Annotated in this window: 15 protein-coding genes; 7 read left to right on the forward strand and 8 right to left on the reverse strand. The window is 61.5% G+C overall.

Going from position 1 to position 19,118, the window contains the following annotated elements; genetic code table 11:
- Window positions 1-70 precede the first annotated feature (70 nt).
- The 3 genes from hisS to VHX65_16460 form a co-directional block, all read right to left on the reverse strand.
- Window positions 71-1,414, reverse strand: coding sequence for a histidine--tRNA ligase (gene hisS, locus VHX65_16450; GenBank protein ID HEX4000146.1), 1,344 nt, complete (start codon window positions 1,412-1,414; stop codon window positions 71-73).
- A gap of 78 nt (window positions 1,415-1,492) precedes the next feature.
- Window positions 1,493-1,936 carry a YkgJ family cysteine cluster protein gene (locus VHX65_16455; GenBank protein ID HEX4000147.1) on the reverse strand — a complete coding sequence of 148 codons (444 nt, stop codon included), beginning with the start codon at window positions 1,934-1,936 and terminating at the stop codon, window positions 1,493-1,495.
- 167 nt (window positions 1,937-2,103) lie between these two features.
- A complete protein-coding gene (locus VHX65_16460; GenBank protein ID HEX4000148.1) occupies window positions 2,104-2,289 on the reverse strand; it encodes a hypothetical protein in 186 nt (61 codons plus the stop codon).
- A gap of 85 nt (window positions 2,290-2,374) precedes the next feature.
- On the opposite strand from VHX65_16460, the gene VHX65_16465 reads away from it, so the two are divergent.
- From VHX65_16465 to VHX65_16475, 3 genes are all read left to right on the forward strand, one after another.
- The gene (locus tag VHX65_16465; GenBank protein HEX4000149.1) at window positions 2,375-4,660 is read left to right on the forward strand and encodes a DUF1549 domain-containing protein; all 2,286 of its coding nucleotides are present in this window, start codon (window positions 2,375-2,377) and stop codon (window positions 4,658-4,660) included.
- A gap of 169 nt (window positions 4,661-4,829) precedes the next feature.
- On the forward strand, window positions 4,830-6,161 hold the full coding sequence (locus VHX65_16470; protein ID HEX4000150.1) for a DUF1501 domain-containing protein: 1,332 nt from the start codon (window positions 4,830-4,832) through the stop codon (window positions 6,159-6,161).
- Window positions 6,162-6,219: 58 nt separating this feature from the next.
- Entirely contained in the window at window positions 6,220-6,987 is a 768-nt protein-coding gene (locus VHX65_16475; protein HEX4000151.1) for a PPC domain-containing protein, read from the forward strand.
- Window positions 6,988-7,122: 135 nt separating this feature from the next.
- Here VHX65_16475 and VHX65_16480 read toward each other — a convergent pair whose 3' ends face one another.
- The 3 genes from VHX65_16480 to cyaB all read right to left on the reverse strand — a co-directional run bounded on the left by VHX65_16480 (window position 7,123) and on the right by cyaB (window position 12,708).
- Window positions 7,123-8,388 (reverse strand): DUF6569 family protein, encoded by a 1,266-nt coding sequence (locus VHX65_16480; GenBank protein ID HEX4000152.1) that lies wholly within the window; start codon window positions 8,386-8,388, stop codon window positions 7,123-7,125.
- Between the two features lie 405 nt (window positions 8,389-8,793).
- Window positions 8,794-11,841 carry a DNA translocase FtsK gene (locus VHX65_16485; protein HEX4000153.1) on the reverse strand — a complete coding sequence of 1,016 codons (3,048 nt, stop codon included), beginning with the start codon at window positions 11,839-11,841 and terminating at the stop codon, window positions 8,794-8,796.
- Window positions 11,842-12,135: 294 nt separating this feature from the next.
- Window positions 12,136-12,708 (reverse strand): class IV adenylate cyclase, encoded by a 573-nt coding sequence (cyaB, locus tag VHX65_16490; protein HEX4000154.1) that lies wholly within the window; start codon window positions 12,706-12,708, stop codon window positions 12,136-12,138.
- Between the two features lie 194 nt (window positions 12,709-12,902).
- On the opposite strand from cyaB, the gene VHX65_16495 reads away from it, so the two are divergent.
- Window positions 12,903-13,547, forward strand: coding sequence for a TlpA disulfide reductase family protein (locus VHX65_16495; protein ID HEX4000155.1), 645 nt, complete (start codon window positions 12,903-12,905; stop codon window positions 13,545-13,547).
- A gap of 74 nt (window positions 13,548-13,621) precedes the next feature.
- On the opposite strand, the gene VHX65_16500 is transcribed toward VHX65_16495, so the two are convergent.
- Window positions 13,622-15,313, reverse strand: a complete 1,692-nt coding sequence (locus VHX65_16500) for a thiamine phosphate synthase (protein HEX4000156.1) — start codon at window positions 15,311-15,313, stop codon at window positions 13,622-13,624.
- Between the two features lie 279 nt (window positions 15,314-15,592).
- Between VHX65_16500 and VHX65_16505 the strand changes: the two genes are divergently transcribed.
- Both VHX65_16505 and lpxB read left to right on the forward strand, forming a co-directional pair.
- The gene (locus tag VHX65_16505; protein ID HEX4000157.1) at window positions 15,593-16,399 is read left to right on the forward strand and encodes a glycosyltransferase; all 807 of its coding nucleotides are present in this window, start codon (window positions 15,593-15,595) and stop codon (window positions 16,397-16,399) included.
- A complete protein-coding gene (gene lpxB, locus VHX65_16510; protein ID HEX4000158.1) occupies window positions 16,396-17,718 on the forward strand; it encodes a lipid-A-disaccharide synthase in 1,323 nt (440 codons plus the stop codon). The genes VHX65_16505 and lpxB overlap by 4 nt, the downstream gene beginning before the upstream one ends.
- A gap of 274 nt (window positions 17,719-17,992) precedes the next feature.
- Here the strand turns inward: lpxB and VHX65_16515 are convergent, their stop codons facing one another.
- Window positions 17,993-18,328 (reverse strand): hypothetical protein, encoded by a 336-nt coding sequence (locus VHX65_16515; GenBank protein HEX4000159.1) that lies wholly within the window; start codon window positions 18,326-18,328, stop codon window positions 17,993-17,995.
- 197 nt (window positions 18,329-18,525) lie between these two features.
- Between VHX65_16515 and VHX65_16520 the strand changes: the two genes are divergently transcribed.
- A complete protein-coding gene (locus VHX65_16520) occupies window positions 18,526-19,086 on the forward strand; it encodes an inorganic diphosphatase (protein HEX4000160.1) in 561 nt (186 codons plus the stop codon).
- Window positions 19,087-19,118 lie beyond the last annotated feature (32 nt).

Genomic DNA, 19,118 nt, shown 5'->3' on the forward strand with positions numbered 1-19,118 from the left:
GGACCCCACACCCTGCCCTCTCTCCGGCAAGGGGAGGGGGTCGGTGGAGAATTTATTTTTCGGCCGAGCCTTAGCTCAACAGCCGGCGCAGAACGGCCAGCACTTCCGCCGCTGCGGGGTCGAGCCGCACGGATTCGGACGTCGCCGTGGCGAGGTTTTTCACCTGCACCGTGCCGGCTTGCAGTTCGTTTTGGCCGGCAACCAAGGCGACGCGGAATCCGCGGCGGTCGGCATACTTCAATTGCTGGCCGAGCTTTTTGGGCTCGGGATAGACCTCGACACCGAAACCACCGCGGCGGATTTGCGCCGCGAGCCGAAGATAATCGTGGAGCCGGGCCGCGTCGAAATAGGGGATGAACACTTCCGCCGGCGTCACGACTTTCGGCAGCAAGCCCAATTCTTCCATGCCGGCCAACAGGCGGTCCAAGCCAAGGCTGGCGCCGATGCCGGGCAGCTTTTGGTTCGTATAGAGTTCGGCCAAGTTGTCGTAGCGGCCGCCGGAGCAAATGCTGCCCAAGCTGGGAAGCTGGCCCAAAAAAGTTTCGAAAATCGTGCCGGTGTAATAATCCAAACCGCGAGCGATGGCCACGTCGAGTTGCAATCGGCTTTCGGGCACTCCCGCGGCCTTCACTGCCGCGAGCAACTCGGCCAACCGTGCGACGCCCGTCTCGCCCCGTTCGCTGCCTGCCACGAGCGGCCCAAGCTGTTTCAGAATCGCATCGTTGTCTCCGCCGCTGGTATCCTGGGCCGAAAGCTCGGCAAGCCGCAGCACGTCGCGCGATTGTTCGGTCGTCGTGCCGGCCGTTTCGTGCATCTCGGCCGCGACGCCTTCGGGCCCGATCTTGTGCAGCTTGTCGAGCGCCCGCAACACGGCTACCGATCGATCGGCCAGGCCGAGCCGTTCCAGCAGCCCGTTGAGCACCATGCGATTATTGATATGGATCTTGAAATCGGTGAAACCGATGGCCAGCAGCAAGTCGTGGATCACCAGGGCAGTTTCGATATCGGCGGCGGGCGAGAGGGTGCCGATCGTGTCGAAATCGCATTGCATGAATTCGCGGTAGCGGCCGCGCTGCGTGTTCTCGCCGCGCCAGACCGTGGCGATGTGATACCGTTTGAAGGGCAGGCCGAGCTCGTTCAAATGCTGGGCAACGAACCGGGCCAGCGGCACCGTGAGATCGAACCGCATCGCCACGGGCCGCCCGCCGGGGTCGGGAAAGCGGTACATCTGCTTATCCGTCTCGCCGCCACCCTTGCCGATCAGGATTTCTTCGTATTCCAGCGCCGGCGTGTCGATCGGGCTGAAGCCGTAAGAGCGATAAACGCGGCGGGCCGTTTCGATCAACCGCTCGCGCGGAATCATCGCCTCGGGCAGATAGTCGCGAAATCCCTTGAGCGTGCGCGGTTCAATCATGGCAATAGGGTGAGGGAATAGGGTTAGGGGTTAGGGAGAAGAAATGCATTTCCTAACCCTAATCGCTAACGGCTAACCCTAATTGAGCACCGGTAGCAGCGGCGGCTTGGGGCTGCGAACGTGTTGGCCGTGCGTCGGCGCCAGCACGGCCTCCATATATTCGGCCACCTGTTCGGGTGTTTCGAAATAATGGTCGTACACCCAATCGTCTTCGTATTCGCAATCCTTCGTCGAATAGTCGCGGCAGACCTGCGGGCGGGTTTCGTAAATTCCGCAGCGATTGTCGGGCTGCAAATGCTTGCAGGTCGTGTGCACCAAGAGATACCACGTGCCGTCTTCGGTGAACACGGTGGCATGCTCGTGCAGCAAATACCAGCGGATGAATTCGAATTCTTCGTAAGTCTCCGGCGTTTCAAACGGTAGCGCGAAATAGCGGCAGCACTTCGCCGTGCAATACGAACAAAGCACTTCGCCGGCAGGAATCGCCTCGCGGCGCGGTTTCGCGCGGGTAGCCGTTGCCATGAAGGTGAACCAAAGGAGAGAAGCGGTTGCGGTAAATCCAGCAGCGGACCAACTTAGCAAACCGCCCGTGGGCTGACAACTCGCGGCGAGATGCCGCCCGACACGGCCGCCGCAAACAACGCGACGGGGTTATCAGGATTCCGATCAGGCACGAGCGATATTTCGTATCAATATCCTACCAGCGCGTCGGGGCCGACTTTTAAGCCGGCGACGCATTCGAACAGATTTGCCTTTCGCCGCCGGTTCTGATATAAACGCTCTTTGATCGGTCGATCGCTTGATTGGCCGATCACCTGAGTTTTGCCCACCTTTTGCCGCGTTTCGTCCTGCCTGCGGTTGAGAATTGTCGACAAGCGCTTGATGCCCTGGGGGATTGCGGTGCAGCGAGTTCGCTTCGGAATGGGTTGATCGTGCGCTGAACGATCGGGGAATTTCGCAATGATGCGATTGCCGCTCATTAGGTTCGCTTTCGCTGCCGGCCTCGCCATCGTTGTTTGCCCGTCAGCGCTTCAAGCCGGACAACCGACGAGTGGCGGCAAAAGCGGCACCGCATCACAGAAGACCGAGGCGGTATCTCCCGTATCAACGAAGCCGCCGTCGTTCGTCGAAGATGTCGTTCCACTCTTTACTCGCCTCGGCTGCAACGCCGGCTCATGCCATGGCAAAGCCGACGGCCGCAATGGGTTTCGACTTTCGCTCCGCGGCTATGCCCCCGAATGGGATATCGATCGGCTGACTCGTGAATCGCGCGGCCGGCGGATCGATCTGGCTTTGCCGGAAAATAGCTTGCTGCTGCGCAAGCCGACCGGCGCCGTTCCGCACGGCGGCGGGACGCTGATCGAGATCGCCAGCCCTGAATACAACCTGCTGTTGAATTGGATTCGGGCCGGGGCGCCGGGGCCGCTGGCCGACGAGCCGCATCCGCAGCGGATCGAACTTTCGCCCGGCGACACCACGCTGCACACCGGCCAAGCGCTGCAGCTTGCGGTGCGGGTTCAATATTCTGATGGCCATTGGCGCGATGTCACCTGGCTGACAAGATTTGCCACGAACGATGCCGGAGTGATGGACGTTTCGCCGAATGGCAAAGTTCGGGCAGTGCGCGAAGGGGAGACGGCTGTCCGGGCCGAGTTCCGGGGTCAAACGGCGCTTTCGATTTTCACGGTGCCATTCCATCGCGCGATCGATCCAAGCCGCTTTGCCGCGGCGAATAATTTCATCGATGAAAAGGTGGTCGCCAAGCTGGCGGCATTGCACATTCCGCCGTCCGAGTTGTGCAGCGACGAAGCATTCTTGCGCCGCGCGAGTCTCGATACGATCGGCACCTTGCCAACGGTCGAAGAGGTGCGCGCATTCGCGGCCGACAAGAGCCCCGACAAACGCTCTCAGCGAATCGACCGGTTGCTCGAGCGGCCCGAGTTCGTCGATTATTGGGCCTTGCAGTTGGCCGATCTGCTGCAGAATCGCAAGGAGCGCGATCACGACGTTCGCGGGGCGAAGGGCGTCCGGGCGATGCACGAATGGCTTCGCGAGCAGGTCAAGGCCAATCGGCCGTGGGATGAACTGGTGCGCGATCTGTTGACCGCTTCCGGCTCGGCGGCCGATCGGCCGGAGATCGGCTATTTTCTCGTGAACGTCGGCGAGGAGCGCGAGGCCGACAAATCGCAAATCGTCGCCTCGGTGTCTCAGGCATTCCTGGGCACGCGGATCGGTTGCGCGAAGTGTCATAATCATCCGCTCGAACGCTACACGCAAGACGATTATTATCATTTCGCCGCGTTTTTCTGTGCCGTGAAGCTCGATCGTGGGACAGAAATTCGCAAGAGCGCTTCGACGCTGTCGATGGAAAAAGTGCCGCCGGGCCGAAAGCTCGGCACGACGCAACCTCGGACCGGCCAGTTCCTTGCGCCGCGGCCCTTCGACCGCGAGCAGTGCACGATCGCCGCGGGCGAAGACCCGCGTGTCAAGCTCGCCGCCTGGATCACCGATCCCAAGAATGAGCTGTTTAGCGGGGCAATGGTGAATCGGCTTTGGAGCCATTTTCTCGGTACGGGCCTCGTCGAACCGGTCGACGATTTGCGGAGCACCAACCCGCCCTCGGATCCCGCTCTGTGGGCCGCGTTGAATCGCGAGTTCGTCGAACATCATTTCGACCTGAAACACATGATGCGACTGATCCTCAATTCGCGCACGTATCAACGAAGTTCAGCGACGGTCGAAGGCAATGAAGCCGACACGCGATTCTATTCACACTACTTGGCCCGGCGGCTCGGGGCCGAGGTTCTTGCCGATGCGGTTTGCCAGGCGAGCGGAGTGCCGGAACCCTATCCGGGCTATCCGGTCGGCGTGCGAGCAATCGAGCTGCCGGATCCCAGCGTGGAGTCGTATTTTTTGACGCAATTCGGCCGGCCGCTGCGGGTGACGCCGTGTCCGTGCGAGCGCAGCAGCGAAGTGACCATCACGCAGTTGCTCGAGCTGCAAAATGGCGACGGACTGCGCGACAAAATCAACAGCGGCGACGGCCGGCTGGCCAGCTTGCTGAAGAACGAACAAGACGATGGCCGAATCACCACCGAGCTTTTTCAAAGCACGCTCTCTCGCGAACCGACCGACGCCGAGCGATCGGCCGTGCGAGCGGCGCTTGCCGGCGGCCCGCGCGACGAAGTGTTTCACGATTTGCAATGGGCGCTGCTGAATTCGAAGGAATTCGTGTTTAACCATTAGAACGGTTTTGGCGGGAACGTTCCGGCGGCTAGCGCCTTGCCGCTCACATGCGAACAACGTTAGCGGCAAGGCGCGAGCCGCCGGTGTTTTAGGTACCGCATGCGACGCGCGGAACGGCAAGCGACATGCCGCCCGACTGTATAGGTCCAGATTTTACGGGAGTACAGCCATGTTCGACGTTGCTTTGAATCCACGCGTTTATCGGCGTTGCGATGGGTTGGGACGTCGGGACTTTTTGCGCGTCGGCGGCCTGAGCGTGCTCGGATTGTCGCTTTCGCAATTGTTGAAGAGCGAGGCGTCGGCCGCGGCAATTCATTCCTCCGCGGCAAAAGCGCGGTCGGTGATCCTGGTGTTCCTCGGCGGCGGCATTTCGCACCACGATAGTTTCGATATGAAACCGGATGCACCGGCCGAAGTTCGCGGCCAGTTTCGCCCCAGCGCCACGAATGTGCCCGGCACGATGATCTGCGAACACCTGCCGCGCATGGCGCGGATCATGGATCGCGTTGCCCTGGTGCGGAGCGGAGCGCATCAGAACAATAATCATGAGATCGCGACGAACTGGGTGCTCTCGGGACGGTTCGGCTCCGGATTCGGCGATTTCCCGGCGATGGGCGCCGTGGTGTCGCACGAAAAAGGATTCACTGGCGTGCTGCCGCCGTATGTCGCGGTGCCGCAAAATCCGTCCTTCAGTTGGGAACTCGGAAAGAGCGCCTTCCTCGGCGGGCGATACGAATCGTTCAAAACCGGCGATCCGAATGCCGCGAATTTCCGCGTTCGCGACATCAGCCCCGGCGAACCGATCTCGGCCCGGCGGCTCGAGCGGCGCCAATCGCTGCTGGCCGCGGTCGACGGCCTGGCCCGGCAAGTTCACGGCAGCGATCAAATCGCCACCTACGACGAGTTCCGCGGCCGGGCCGCATCAATGATCCTCTCGCCCGAGACGCAGCGAGCCTTCGGCATCGACGACGAGCGACCGGAATTGCGCGATCGCTACGGCCGCACCACGTTCGGGCAGAGTTGCCTGTTGGCTCGCCGCCTGATCGAGCACGACGTGCGCTTTGTGACGATCAACGCCGCGGGTTGGGACCATCATGCCAAGATTTTCCAACACTTGGAGAAGAAGCTCCCCGAATTCGACCAGGGCCTGTCCGCGCTGATTGAAGACATGACGTCCCGCGGGCTGCTCGACCAGACGCTCGTGGTCGTGTTCGGCGAATTCGGCCGGACGCCGAAGATCAACAAAGACGTCGGCCGCGACCATTGGGAGCAGGCCGCATCGCTGTTGTTCGCCGGCGCCGGCGTGCAGGGAGGCAAGGTGATCGGGGCAACCGACAAGCAAGGAGCGCAGGTAACCACGAAGCCGACCGGGCCGGCCGATGTCGCGGCAACGATCTACGGTCTGCTGGGAATCGATCCCCAAAAGATGCTCACCGAGCCCGACGGCCGGCAGACGCCGATTCTCGACAAAGGCGAATTCATCGGCGAATTGTTCGGGTAGAAGCGTGGCACCTACAGCGCGAAATCCGAGCATTTTTCGACCCGTTCTCAAGGCGGCGTTGCTGTCGGCGCTTGTTGTCCACTCGGCGGTTCCGATTCCAGTGCGGGCCGACGACAAGAAACCGGCCGGCAAGACTTCGCCGCATGTGATCATGACTGTGCCGCTCGGGCTAGCAGCCGGCACAACGACAAAAATCACCCTCCGCGGGCGGATGCTCGATCAGGCCAGCGCGGTTCAACTGCAAGGCAATTCGGGCGGCGGAAAAATCTCGGTCAAGCTGCTGTCGAAGGGCAAGGTCGCCTTGCCCGACAAATTCGACGCCGCCAGCGCCGGCGATACGCAGGTTGAAATTGAAGTGACCGCGGCGGCGGACGCAGCTGCCGGCGAAGCGAATATTATCGTGACGACGCCGACCGGCGCGACTCCGCCGCATCCGCTATTGATCGCCGCCAAGGGAACGCTTGTCGCCGACAAAAAGGCCGGCGGCTTTCGCGATGCGCAGCCACTGGCCGCCGGGCAATGTGTTGCCGGAACGATCGAGCATGCCCGTCAGGTACACGTCTACCGCATCGACGGCAAGGCAGGCGAAACAATCGTGGCCGACGTGCTTGCGGCGCGGCGCGGATCGCTGCTCGATTCGTTGCTCACGCTGTACGACGCCGAAGGCCATATCGTCGCCACCAACGACGATTTTGCGGGAAGCCCCGATTCGCGTCTCAAGCTGTCGCTTCCGGCGGGAGGGCCATATTACCTGAGCCTTGTCGACGCCTACGATTCCGGCAGCACAGCTCATGTCTTTTGGCTGAGCCTGAAAAGGAAGGACTAGGCGGGGCGGTGTGGCCTCGCGCATAAAAATGCGGCGCGCAAGCGGGGCCAGAGTTCCGACCTCGCGCACGCGCCGCGCAATTCCCGCCATTTGCGACCGGGGGCAATTCGCCCATCGGATCGCTGTCTGTCTGTCTTACTTCGATCCACCGAAGGTGTGGATGGCGCCGCCGTACCCGCCCAATCCCGCCGCGGGCGATGCTCCACCGATTTCGGCTCTCGATGCGTCCTTGGCAGAAAACGTCAAAGTGTGGTCGGTCGAAAGCGTCGTGATGGCGATGTCGCCATTTTTGTCGGATTTTTCGGGCCGGCCCGACATCGCTTCCGTTAGAAATTTGCGTGCATCATCGACGCTGGCGGTCTTCTCGGTTTTCTTTGCCGGTTTCGACTTCGAAGTTTGATGAGTTTCCCCCTCGGCCGCCGTGGCGGCGTCGAGCGCGTAGCTTTTGAGCAGCTTGGGCCAGAGTTGGCGGAATAGCGGCGTCGATTCGAAGATGTCGAGCGTGTCCATCTTACCGTTGATTGCAACGGCGACGCCGACGATGTTCGCCGAATCTGCAACTTGCTTGTCGAGCGATTTGAAATACGGCTCGAGCCGTTCGACCGACTTGCGATCGAGGTAGTTGCCCGCGAAATCGCCCGACTCGCTTTCGACCCGATTCTTCATATTCGACTCGGCCACCTTGTCCCAAACCTTGCCCTGGTTCTTATCGGCCTGCACGGCCAGCCGCGCCGCCTTCGACACATTCCCCACCGATCCGATAAACTGGCTTTGGTCAACCTTGAGTTCGACGGTCCCGGCGCCTTGAGCCACCGGCGAGAATGAATTCGTCGCGCTTATGGTGGCATCCGCGTTCGCCGCCACGATGCCGCGAAGCTCGGCTGCACCTCGGCCAACCCAGCGGCCGTGCTCGACGCAAAACACGGCGATCGTCACCGGCTTGTCGCCCGGCGGGATGACGTATTCCTGGGCGATCGTGCGGTCCTGCTGGCCGCCGACGATGATCTCGCCGGGCATCAGATATAGCGGTTTTTTGGAATGGTTTACCAGTGCCAGATGGTTCACGTCGGCCCCGCGAGATCCCTGGCCGCCGAACGGATCAGCTCCCGCAGCATTTGCAACGGCCGCGCCCTGGGCGTCGATTTCCATCACCTTGACCGTGCCGGCCTTGAGGCCTTCGTCGAGCGTGGTGAAGCGGTTTTCGGTTCTTGGTGTTCGCGATGCGAGAGGGAAGATTGTCAGGTTCGCATAGTGGATCGGCTCGCCGACGGTCAGATCGCCGGTCGCGGGTGCAGCCGGCTTTGCGGCGTCTGCTCCCGCCGCACGATTCAACAGCGTTTCGATGAAAGCGAAAATCCCGAGGCTCGCCAACAGGCCCGCATAACATAAGTAGCGTCGCATACCGCACCTCCTCTGTTTTGTGCAGCGCGCAGCGGAAGGGCTGCTGAAACGACGAACGAATCGCGGCCGCCGACTCGATGCTCCGCTGCAAGCGTGGCAGCCACGAATCGCAAACGCGCCAAATTGGGCGATCGCGCGAGGTCGGCGAGCACTATCTCGCCGCGAATTCGGCGATCAGAATTGCCCGGCCGGAACCGGCCGAGTTTTCGACAAGCGGGCAGCCGGTTCTCCGTTCCTAGCGGGCGCCGGCTCCCTTCGCCATCAAGCTACCACAGCCCTCGCCGGGATAGCAAGTCTTTTGCAGACGGATCTGCCGCAATGCCGCGATGTGGCCGCACGACAGAGGTGGACCGCAAGAATGCCACGCAACGATCGCTGGATACATTTTGCCGCGGGCCGATAATCTCAGTCGCGGGGCCGCAGTAGATTTGCGCGTTCGCGGCGGATGGTGGCGTGCATGCGGAGTGTCGGTTCGCTCTCGCCGGACGCGGCGCTCGTGGCGGGAACGCGGTTGGATTTTCGCTTGGCAGGCCGGGCGGCATCGACGCGAAGCGATTCCGCTTCGGCTTCTTCCTCCGCCGTGTGTTCTAGTTCGTCGTCGCCTTCGTCGGACGGTTCTTCATCATCGTCGGACGAATTTTCTTTGCCGCCGTCGGCTTCATCGCCGGCTTCATCGTGGCCGCCTTCATCGTCGTCGTCTTCCTCCTCGTCGGACTCGTCCTCATCGGATTCAGCATCGTCGTCCGATTCATCGTCCGACTCGTCATCGTCGTCCTCCGATTCGTCCGCTTGCTCCTCGTATTCCTCGGGGTCGGCTTCGTCTTCTTCCTCGATCGCATCGTCGGCGGCTTCGGAATCGCTCTCATCTTCTTCGGCATTTTCGTCTGCCGTGTCTTCGTCCGCATCGGTGTCGAACGGCGCCTGTTCGCGAGCATCGGGCAAGATACGGTTGCGCTTGGTGCGCGGCGGCTCGGGCGTCGGCTCTTGGCCGATCATTTCGGCCCATTGTTCGAGCGTGATCAGCACTTCGCGGGCCTGCGAGCCGTTGTAGGTGCCGACGATGCCGTCCTCGGCCATGAAATCGATCAGGCGCGCCGCGCGTCCGTAGCCGATGCCCAACGACCGTTGCAACAGCGACACGCTTCCACGGCCTTCGCGAATCACGATGTCGACGGCCGCTTCGTAGAACTCATCGCGGCTCTTGAGCCGCTCGACAGATTCTTCGGTGTGGTCGGCCGTTTTCAATTGCACGAGTTCCTTGACGAACTGCGGCTCGGTGGTGGCCACGAAATCGACGACTTTGTTGATCTCGTCGTCGCCCAAATACGTTCCTTGGCCGCGGAGCAGCGTGCTCGTACCCGGCCAGAGGAAGAGCATATCGCCGTTGCCCAGTAGTTTGTCGGCCCCCATTTCATCGAGCACCACGCGGCTATCGGTGCGGCTGGCCACTTGAAACGCGATGCGGGCCGGCAAGTTCGATTTGATCAGGCCCGTGATCACGTCGACGGTGGGCTTCTGCGTGGCGAGCACGAGGTGGATGCCGATCGCCCGGCTCTTTTGCGCCAAGCGAATGATATGCTGCTCGACTTCTTTTCCCGAGGTCATCATCAGATCGGCGATCTCGTCGGCGACGATGACGATGTACGGCAAATGGAGCGGAATCTGGGCCCGCTCTTCGTCGGTTTCCGGTTGCAGCCGATCCATCAGCTCTTCTTCGCCAAGCTGATTGTAAACGCCGATATGCCGCACGCCGGCTCGGGCCAAGAGCGCATAGCGCTCTTCCATTTTCTCGACGGCCCAGGCCAGGATCGCCTCGGCCTTGCGCATGTCGGTCACCACGGGGTGCATCAAGTGCGGGAGCCGCTTATAAGGGCTGAGTTCGACCATCTTGGGATCGATCATCAGCATCCGCACGTCGTCGGGCCCCCGCGACATGAGCATCGACACGATGATCGAGTTGAGACACACGCTTTTGCCCGTGCCGGTGCGGCCGGCGATCAACAGGTGCGGCAGCGTGGAAAGATCGACCACGAGCGGATTGCCCGACACGTCTTTGCCGAGATAAATCGGGATGCGCATCTTTCGCGCCTTGCCGTCGGCTTCTTCGATCACCTCGCGCAGGCGGACAAGCTGGCGTTCGTTGTTGGGCACCTCGATGCCGACGGTGTTCTTGCCCGGAATCGGGGCCACGATGCGCACGCTCGGAACGCGCAGGGCGATGGCCAGGTCGTCGGCCAAGTTGGTGATCTTCGCCAGCCGCAGCCCCGCTTCGAGCTCGATTTCGTATTGGGCGATGACGGGCCCGGTTTCGATTTCGACCACTTTCACTTTGAAGCCGAAATTGGCGAACGTCTTTTCGAGAATCTTGGCTTTTTGGCGAACCTCTTGCTCATGGGCTTCGAGGGAAACGGCTTCGTTCGGCTCCAGCAGATCAATCGGCGGCAATTCATATTGCACCGGCTCTTCGGCTCGGCTGGCCGCTTCGAGCTGCTCGATCACCGAATCGCGATCCTTGGCGCCGCCGAGATTGCGAATCCGCAGCGCGCTCGCCAGGCGGGCGCCGATGCCCGACTTGGGTTCTTCGGATTCGGCCGCAGCGTCGGATTCTTCGCCACTGCCGGATGTTGCTTCCGCCTCGGTTTCGTCGCCGGATTCCTCGGTAGGTTCTTCCTCGGTCTCGTCGTTGCTGTCGGCTGTGGCAACTTCTTCGCTGGATTCGTCGACGCGCTTGCCGCGAATCCGCACCGAGGGCTGCGGCCTTTCGCCGTCGGCGCCGTGCCTGGCATCGTCAGCGTCGGCCTCGGGGCCGGCGTTCTTGTGTTTGCCGATGTCGTCGGTCCGCGGCTTCGATTTCGATTTTGCCGTGGCTTCCGGCGAAATACCCCGCACCTGCCGGCTCACGTGCCGCATCGCCACGAGCGGCAGCCAAGCCGACCAGAATCCGACCCGCAAGACCAGATAGTCGGTCGACAATAGCAGGCCGGCCAAGGTCAGACTGATCGCCAGAATAAACGCTCCGGCGCGAGCGAAGTGCAGTTCGAGCAGCGTGCGCGTGGCGGCGCCCAGATAGCCTCCCGGCCCGATCACCGGCCCGGGCGTCGCGCCATGGAAGCCCAAGGCCAAGAGCGTCGTGATCCCCAGCACGGCAAGCCCCCAGCCGGCCGCGCGAAACCACGGATCGCTCACCTGCCGGCGGCTTAAAAGGGCCGCATCGAGCGCCGCCAGCGAAAGCACGAGGAAATACGCCCCCAAGCCGATCGATTGCAGCAGCCATTCGGCGGCCAGTGCGCCGGAGCGGCCGCAGGCATTGGCAATTTTCGCATGCTGCGGATAGACGAGCGAACTCGGCGGATCGGCCGGATTGTAGCTCAACAGCGAAATCGCCAGAAACACCGCCAGTGCCAAAAGCGCCAGCGCAACGACATCTTGCTTGTGACTGCGTTTTTCGAGCATGGAGTGCTGAATCAGGCGATTCGGAATCGCCGCACGCCGAATTCGGCGGTGGGCCAATCTTGGGCACATCCCTGCCCGACACAAGTCCTACTCTTGTCGAACTCCCTTTGCCGCGGATCGCGAATCTCGAACCGTACAAAACCGTTTGGCTCGATTCTCGCCGCATGGAAGTCTAGCATGCACCGGCGCACGAGGCTGACGCGGGCGGCGCCGATCGAACGTTTCGTGTGTGAAACTGATCCGGATTTGCGGATCGGGCAAAAGATGCGGCGACGCCGCGTTGCCCTTGCGGTTCTATTTGCCCGCCGCTCCAGCAGCATCGGCGGCCAGCAGCAATTCGAGATAGCTTCGCCGCTCGACGCTTTGCAGGCCAAGCTCGCTGGCAAGCGGGGCAAGCTGCTCCATCGCCTCGGAGCGGTCGCCGGCCTGCGACGTGAACTCCAATTCGACAAACTGTCCAAGCCCCTCGACATCATCCAACGCCGCCTCGACAGGATGGCCTTTCCAATTCAGCATGGCCACGCGGCGGCGCTTGCGCACTTCGCGAACCAGAGAAAAGCCAAGCGCCGTCAACAACTCGCAAAAATCGTGGGCCGACCGCTCGCCGGACTCAAGCGGAAATTCGAGTTCACGGCGGGTTTTTGTGTTCTGATCGAGCTTGGGCCCTTTGTAGGTGACGAAATTTCGCGCATCGATTCGCCGCAATCGCAGGGCTTCGTCTGTTTTCGCAAAATCGCGACAGGGATGCGCAAAATACTGGTCGGCTTGCAACGCCTCATCGGCGAATTTGGCGCCCAATCGCTCCAGCCGATTCATCAACTCCGCACCATGCGCCCCTCGATATTTTTGTTCGACTTCAATGTTCACGATGCACTCCATTTCTATGGCCGTCGGAAATATCCGGGCGCGACCCGATTACGCCCCGTTGCTCACCCAGGTACATTATATGGGTGCGGGCGAACGTATCGCGCCGATCAGGGCCAATCGCCTAATGCGGTTAGCGTTAGTGCGGCAATTTTCCGCCCCGGTTTCACCGCCACCACTCGTCGGGATGCAGCGCTGTGAACGAATCGATTCATCCGCAAGATGATCCGAACGACGGGGCGCCAGCCGACGAAGGCAACGGCCATTCGGCGAAGTGGATTCTGATGTTTTTCGCCCTGGCGGTGATCGGGCTAGTCGCGATCCAGTTTTTCATGCCGCACAATGCGGGCAACCAACAGGGCGGCATCGGCGATCGTTTGCCAGATCTGCAATTGCAGCCGCTTACCGGCAATGTCCAACCGGTGAGCCTGAAATTACTGGCCGGCAAAGTGGTGCTGCTCGATTTCTGGGGTACGTGGTGTCCGCCATGCCGGGCCGAATTTCCGCACATCGTGGAGTTGGGCGCCAAATATCGCTACCGGCCCGACTTCCAATTGCTGGCCGTCTCCTGCGGCGAGGGCGAGGACGATACGAAATCGCTCCGGCAGCCGACGGAATCGTTTTTGGCCGAAAATAAACTCGACGCAGCAACCTATTTTGATCCGCAAGGCTTCACGCGGCAGCAACTCGACAAAGTCGCCGGCTTCGAGGGCTATCCGACAACGCTCGTCTTGGACCGCAAGGGAATCATCCGCGGCCTATGGGTCGGCTATGAGCCGGGCGTGGAACAGAAGATCGGCGATCTTGTCGCCAAGCTGTTGGCCGACCCGCCAGCCAAGTGAGCAACGCGCCGCATCCACCGGCAGACTGCGCTTGCCAGTGGCCCACTGCATGCCGCTCTCACTGCATGCCGCTCTCACTGCAGCCGGTCGAGCATTTGGCGAGCCGCGGCGACGGGATCGGCCGATGAAACAATCGCTCCGCTGACGGCCACTCGGCCAATGCCCGTGGCGAGAACCTCGGCCAAATTCTCAAACCCGATGCCGCCGATTGCGAACGCAGGCAGGCGAATTTCGATCGCCACTTCCCGGGCAACCGCCAAGCCAGCCAACTCGGGAAAACTCTTGGTAGACGATGAAAACGTCGGCCCGACGCCGATGTAGTTGGCGCCGTCGATCACCGCCCGCCGCGCCTGGGCAATCGAATGCGTCGAAACGCCGACGAGCATCCGTGGCCCGACGATCTGCCGCACCTCTTTCACGCCCAATTCATCCTGGCCGACATGAACGCCGTCGGCATGCACCAGTGCCGCCAGATCGGGTCGATCGTTCATCACCAGCAACGTCGCCGACCGCGCCGTGATCTCCCGCAAACGGCGGCAGCACGCCAAAAGCGATCGATCGGAAAGGCGCTTGTCGCGAAATTGCAACACGTGCACGCCCGTGCCGACCAGCGCTTCGGCGAGCTTGGCCATTTCTTCGACCGAACCACGGCCATCGATCAATACGTACAATCGCGCATCGGCGAGCCGCGCGAGGCTATCGCTCGTCGAAAGGATGGCCCGGCCGATCGTGTAGGCCCGATAGCGCAGCGACTCGAGTTGCGAGGCGACGCCGGGATCGAACAACTTCGCGAATTCTTCCAGGCTGCGCAGGGCTTGTTGCACGCGTTGCAGCGCGGCATTGACAACGGCAGCGGCGTCCGGGCGACGCTGCTCCGCCGATGTGGAAATCCCGGTGCCGACGTCGCCCGGCGTGTCACGAGCCGCCAAGCGGTCGGCCGTCGAAACGGCCGCGAGTGCAGTGGTCAGATCGTGGCGCATTTGCTTGGCGAGCGCCGTGAGATGCCGGTCATCGAGCGCGAAGCGGACGAAATCTTCGACCACGCGAAGCCCCTCGCTTGCCCGATTTGCGGCCGCATCGATAATCCGCAGGACACCGATTTCCGGGATGGCGGGCCGCCGCGAATCGTGCGACACCGAGTCGCCGGCCGGCGCACGGGTGCTGGCGACGGAAATCGCGTCGCGCGCGGCAGTGCGCAGTTCGCGGTTATCCGATTCGCTGCCGTCTTGCTGGGGCTGCTGGCCCGCCGTTGTCGACCAATCAACCACGAGCGGCCCGGGATCGTGGCCGTAGAGTCGATGAATCTCCCGTTCGAGTTGATCGCGATGCAAGCCGCGCTGCTTTAGCCATGTCGTCACTTCGGTCTGGGTGGAGGCGATGCCGAGCAACAGGTGTTCGGTCGCCAGTTCCAAGGGCTGCGGATAGTCGACCAGACAATGCGATGCAGCTGCGACAGCCGCTTGCACCTCCTCCGACCAACGCCGGCCTGAGCCGGGCAAAAAATCGTCGGCCGGCAACGAGACCAGCTCGGGCCAGCGATCGAGCACCACCACGGTTTCGACGCCGATGTCGGCCAGCATTCGCGCCGCCCGGCAGTCGGGCTCGCTCAACAGTCCGAGCAGAAGTTCGACCAAACCGATGGGCGATAGCACGAGTTCGGCCGACGGCCCGACGGCCGCTTCCAGGGCCGCAAGATCGGCTTCGGGCAGCCAGTTCGCCGCTTCAGTAAATGCCCTTTGGGCGCCGGGCGTGAGAAGAGTGTGCATTCTTGGGAAACCGGCACGGAATAAATGCAAGCGTGGCGACGCTACGAACAACGGTTGCCCGCACCATCTGCCGCTAGTCCTGATTCGTTCAATTTCGCAAAACATGGGCGTTTCTGCAAACGGCCAAAATAGGCACCGCACCGGAGCGAATCCTTAGCCGAATTGCCCTTTGCGGCCTGATGGCGTTTTGGGATACTCCGCGCCGCCATGGACTTTCAATAGCGGCGATACTGGCCGAGGCAGGGACACACGCGGCGAGAAGCTGGCATGGACGGGAGAATGGTTCACTATTCGATCATCGTTCCCGAGCGCGATCGGGGCGAGGAACTGCGCCGGCAGTTGCCGCAGTTGGTCGACATGCTGGATCGGCTCAGGCTGCCCTACGAAATTATTTGCGTCGACGATGGCTCGGCGCCGTGGACGCAAAAAGTTTTGGAACAACTGCTGGCCGAACAGCCGGCGATGCGACTTTTGGTCTTGGACAATGCGGCAGGAGCGAGCGTGGCGCTCTCGATCGGCGTGGCGGAGGCTCGCGGCGACATCGTGATCGCGATCGAGGCCGGCCAGCGCTACGCCGTCGAAGGAATTCCGCACTTGATCGCCCGGTTGTCGCGACTGGATTTGGTCTACGTGCGGCGTCGACTCAGCGGCTGGCGGAAGTTTTGGCATCGTGTCGGCCGTATCCCGCGAGCGATACTCTTGGGATTGGATGTTCGCCATCCGGAATGCCTGCTATGGGCGGCTCGGCGTGAAGCCGTGGCGGGGATTCATCTCTCGCCGGGCATGCGAAGGTATTTGCCATGGCTGGCGGCGCGGCGAGGCTTTCGCGTCGGCGACATGTACGTCGACGAATCGCTGGCCGGTGATTTCGCCACTGCCGAAAGCGCCGATGCCACCGGCAAGCAAAGTATGCCGGTGCCGGCGTTGCCGGATGGCCGCCGCAATCCGATGGATCTCTTGACGGCGTGGTGGCTCTGTCGCCGCTGGCGGAGCGATGTGTTCCACGAAGTGATGCCCGAGGGCAGCGGCCTTGCAATGCCTGTCGAACGAACGGATCGGCAAACTTACCGAGCGAAGAGTGCATGAAGATTTTCTTTTCGGCCGGCGAGCCGAGCGGCGATTTGCACGGTGCGAACCTGGTCCGGCAATTGCGCGCCCAGCGGTCCGACGTCGAATGCGTCGGCTACGGCGGCCCCTTGATGGCCGCTGCCGGATGCGAATTGCACGCCGATCTGACCGCGCTCGCGGTGATGTTTTTGCTGAGGGCGATCTTGCATCTGCCCGAATTTCTTGCCCTGGCCGGCCGAGCCGACCGCTATTTTCGCCACCATCGGCCCGACGCCGTCGTGCTGATCGACTACCCGGGATTCAATTGGTGGATTGCAAAGCGGGCCAAGGCACACGGAATACCGGTCTACTATTTCGCCCCGCCGCAGATTTGGGCCTGGGCCCAACACCGCGTGAAGAAAATGCGGCGGCTGGTTGATCATGTGCTCTGTGGATTGGCGTTCGAGGCCGAATGGTTTCGCGCCCATGGCTGCAATGCCACGCTCGTGGGTCATCCGTTTTTCGATGAAGTGCGCCGGCAACAACTCGATCAGAACTTTTTGAGCGAAGCACGGGCGCGGCATCCCGGCCGGCGATTGGTCGCCATTCTGCCCGGCTCGCGAACACAAGAGGTAACGAATAATCTCGAACAATTTCTAAAAGCCGCGGCAATAGTCCGGGCACGGGTGCCGGATGTTTGGTTTGCCGTCGCAGCGTTCAAATCGCAGCATGCCGAATTCGCTCGCCAGCGCATTGCCGAATCGGGTCTGCCAATCGAGGTGTGCGTCGGACGCACGCCCGAGCTAATTCACTTGTCGGAATGTTGCATGGCGGTGTCGGGCTCGGTGTCGCTCGAGCTGCTGTTTCAGAAGAAACCGACGGTGATCCAATATCGGATCGGCCGGATCGGGTTTCAGTTGCAAAAGGCTTTCCGAAAGTCGAAATACATCACGCTCGTGAATTTGCTGGCGGCGAAAGATCCGCTTGGCAGCGCGACCGGAAGCAAGTCGGCGGCGACGGCCGACCGGCCTTTGTTTCCCGAATTCTTGAGTTGCGAGGATTGCTCGCTCGCCGTGGCAGCGCAGTTGATTCGCTGGCTGCTCGATGCGGAGCAGCGCGAGGGATTGGTCGCGGAATTGGCGAAGCTAAAAGCGCGAGTGGCCCACGGTGGCGCGACGCAAGCAGCGGCTGCCTATATTCTCAAAACGCTCGTTCGCCCGATTGCACCGCCTCGGCCGCATTTTCAGCCCGGAATGGCGGTCGCATCCAGCGGCGGCGCAGAAGCGGCGACGGCCGGGTCGGAATCGCCGGCTCAGAGCAGCACCGCGCCGGCGGCCGACATGCCACGAGCAGCGTAGGCGAAGGGCAAAGAATATCTCGGGCGTATTGGTGTGCCACAAGCGCGGTCTGCCAGTGCCGTGTGCCACTGGCAAGCCCAGTCTGCCAGTGCCGAACCGCCGACGGACGTTGAGCAGTTGGAAGAATCGATCTCGGGCAACTACGACGGCAATCGCCCCTTGGTCAGGCAAGGCCCACTCTCACTCACACGGGCAGACCGCGATTGCCAATGGCACACGCAATTCCGCCAACACTGGCACGCTTTCCGTTCGCAACGCTTAAGAACCCACCGGCTCAACGAACGGATTCGAAGGAGCCGTTCCTTTCCGCCTCGCTGGCCACGATGTCGCCATCCTTGTCGGCGAACAGCAGGCTGGGGTTTCCTTTGAGCATGCCGACGAAGATTCGGTTCTTGCCGTTGCTATCCTTGATCGTGAGATTGGAGTTGTCCTTTTTGCCGATGAGGCCCCCGACTTTGTTGCCCGCGTCGTCGAACAGCAGAAGCTGCCGCACTTCGAGCGACTGAAATTTGCCTGTGCTGGCCGAGATCGACGCCGGCGGCTTCGGATCCGCTCCGACGAGCCAAGGCAACAGGGCCAACGCGAGGCCCGCGAAGAGAATCGCATTCAACCGTTCGAGCCTCTTGCATTCGAGTTTCCATGTTTTTTCTTCCTGTTTTGGCTTGGTAATCGTAAGTGCGACTGAGCGGATGAGAGCATACGCCGAATCGACCCCTTCTGTGGCCGATTCCAGCGCCGGACGGCATTAAGTTTGCTGATACTAGGGATACCGGTTCTGATTGCTTTTCAAGCGGAGAGTGCCCAAATATGCCAAAGAAGGTCGCGAAACAATCCGTCAACGGCGAATGCAAACTGGCGCCCTACGTCGATGCGAAGTGCAAATTCATCAATGTGGTCATCGAAACGCCGCGCGGCAATCGGAACAAATTCAAATACGACGATGAACTTCATTGCTTTCGCCTCGGGAGTGTGTTGCCGGCTGGAGCCACGTTTCCCTACGATTTCGGCTTCGTGCCCGGCACCAAAGCTGCCGATGGCGATCCAATCGACGTTCTGCTGCTGATGGACGAATCGGCATTCCCAGGCTGTTTGGTTTGCGCGCGATTGATCGGCGTGATCGAAGCCGAGCAAATCGAAGGGAAAAAGAAGATTCGCAACGATCGACTAATCGCCGTCGCCACGGACGCCCACGATTATCGTGATGTTCGCTCGCTCGACGACATCAACTCCAACTTGCTCGAAGAGCTCGAACACTTCTTTGCTTCCTACAATGAGATGCGCGGCAAAGTGTACAAGTTGCTCGGCGGGCGCGGGCCGAAGCAGGCCCGAAAGCTGCTCGAGCGCGCGATCAAGAACCACGGCCGATAAGGTCGTTGCGGATTCGATGCGGAGCTTCGTGC

Source organism: Pirellulales bacterium (genome assembly GCA_036267355.1).
GTDB lineage: Bacteria > Planctomycetota > Planctomycetia > Pirellulales > DATAWG01 > DATAWG01.

Bases quoted from the DNA above. Each gene is read 5' to 3' on its own strand.
- hisS (HEX4000146.1), bottom strand. From the start codon at position 1,414: ATGATTGAACCGCGCACGCTCAAGGGATTTCGCGACTATCTGCCCGAG.
- VHX65_16455 (HEX4000147.1), bottom strand. From the start codon at position 1,936: ATGGCAACGGCTACCCGCGCGAAACCGCGCCGCGAGGCGATTCCTGCC.
- VHX65_16465 (HEX4000149.1), top strand. From the start codon at position 2,375: ATGATGCGATTGCCGCTCATTAGGTTCGCTTTCGCTGCCGGCCTCGCC.
- VHX65_16470 (HEX4000150.1), top strand. From the start codon at position 4,830: ATGTTCGACGTTGCTTTGAATCCACGCGTTTATCGGCGTTGCGATGGG.
- VHX65_16480 (HEX4000152.1), bottom strand. From the start codon at position 8,388: ATGCGACGCTACTTATGTTATGCGGGCCTGTTGGCGAGCCTCGGGATT.
- VHX65_16485 (HEX4000153.1), bottom strand. From the start codon at position 11,841: ATGCTCGAAAAACGCAGTCACAAGCAAGATGTCGTTGCGCTGGCGCTT.
- VHX65_16500 (HEX4000156.1), bottom strand. From the start codon at position 15,313: ATGCACACTCTTCTCACGCCCGGCGCCCAAAGGGCATTTACTGAAGCG.
- VHX65_16505 (HEX4000157.1), top strand. From the start codon at position 15,593: ATGGTTCACTATTCGATCATCGTTCCCGAGCGCGATCGGGGCGAGGAA.
- lpxB (HEX4000158.1), top strand. From the start codon at position 16,396: ATGAAGATTTTCTTTTCGGCCGGCGAGCCGAGCGGCGATTTGCACGGT.
- VHX65_16520 (HEX4000160.1), top strand. From the start codon at position 18,526: ATGCCAAAGAAGGTCGCGAAACAATCCGTCAACGGCGAATGCAAACTG.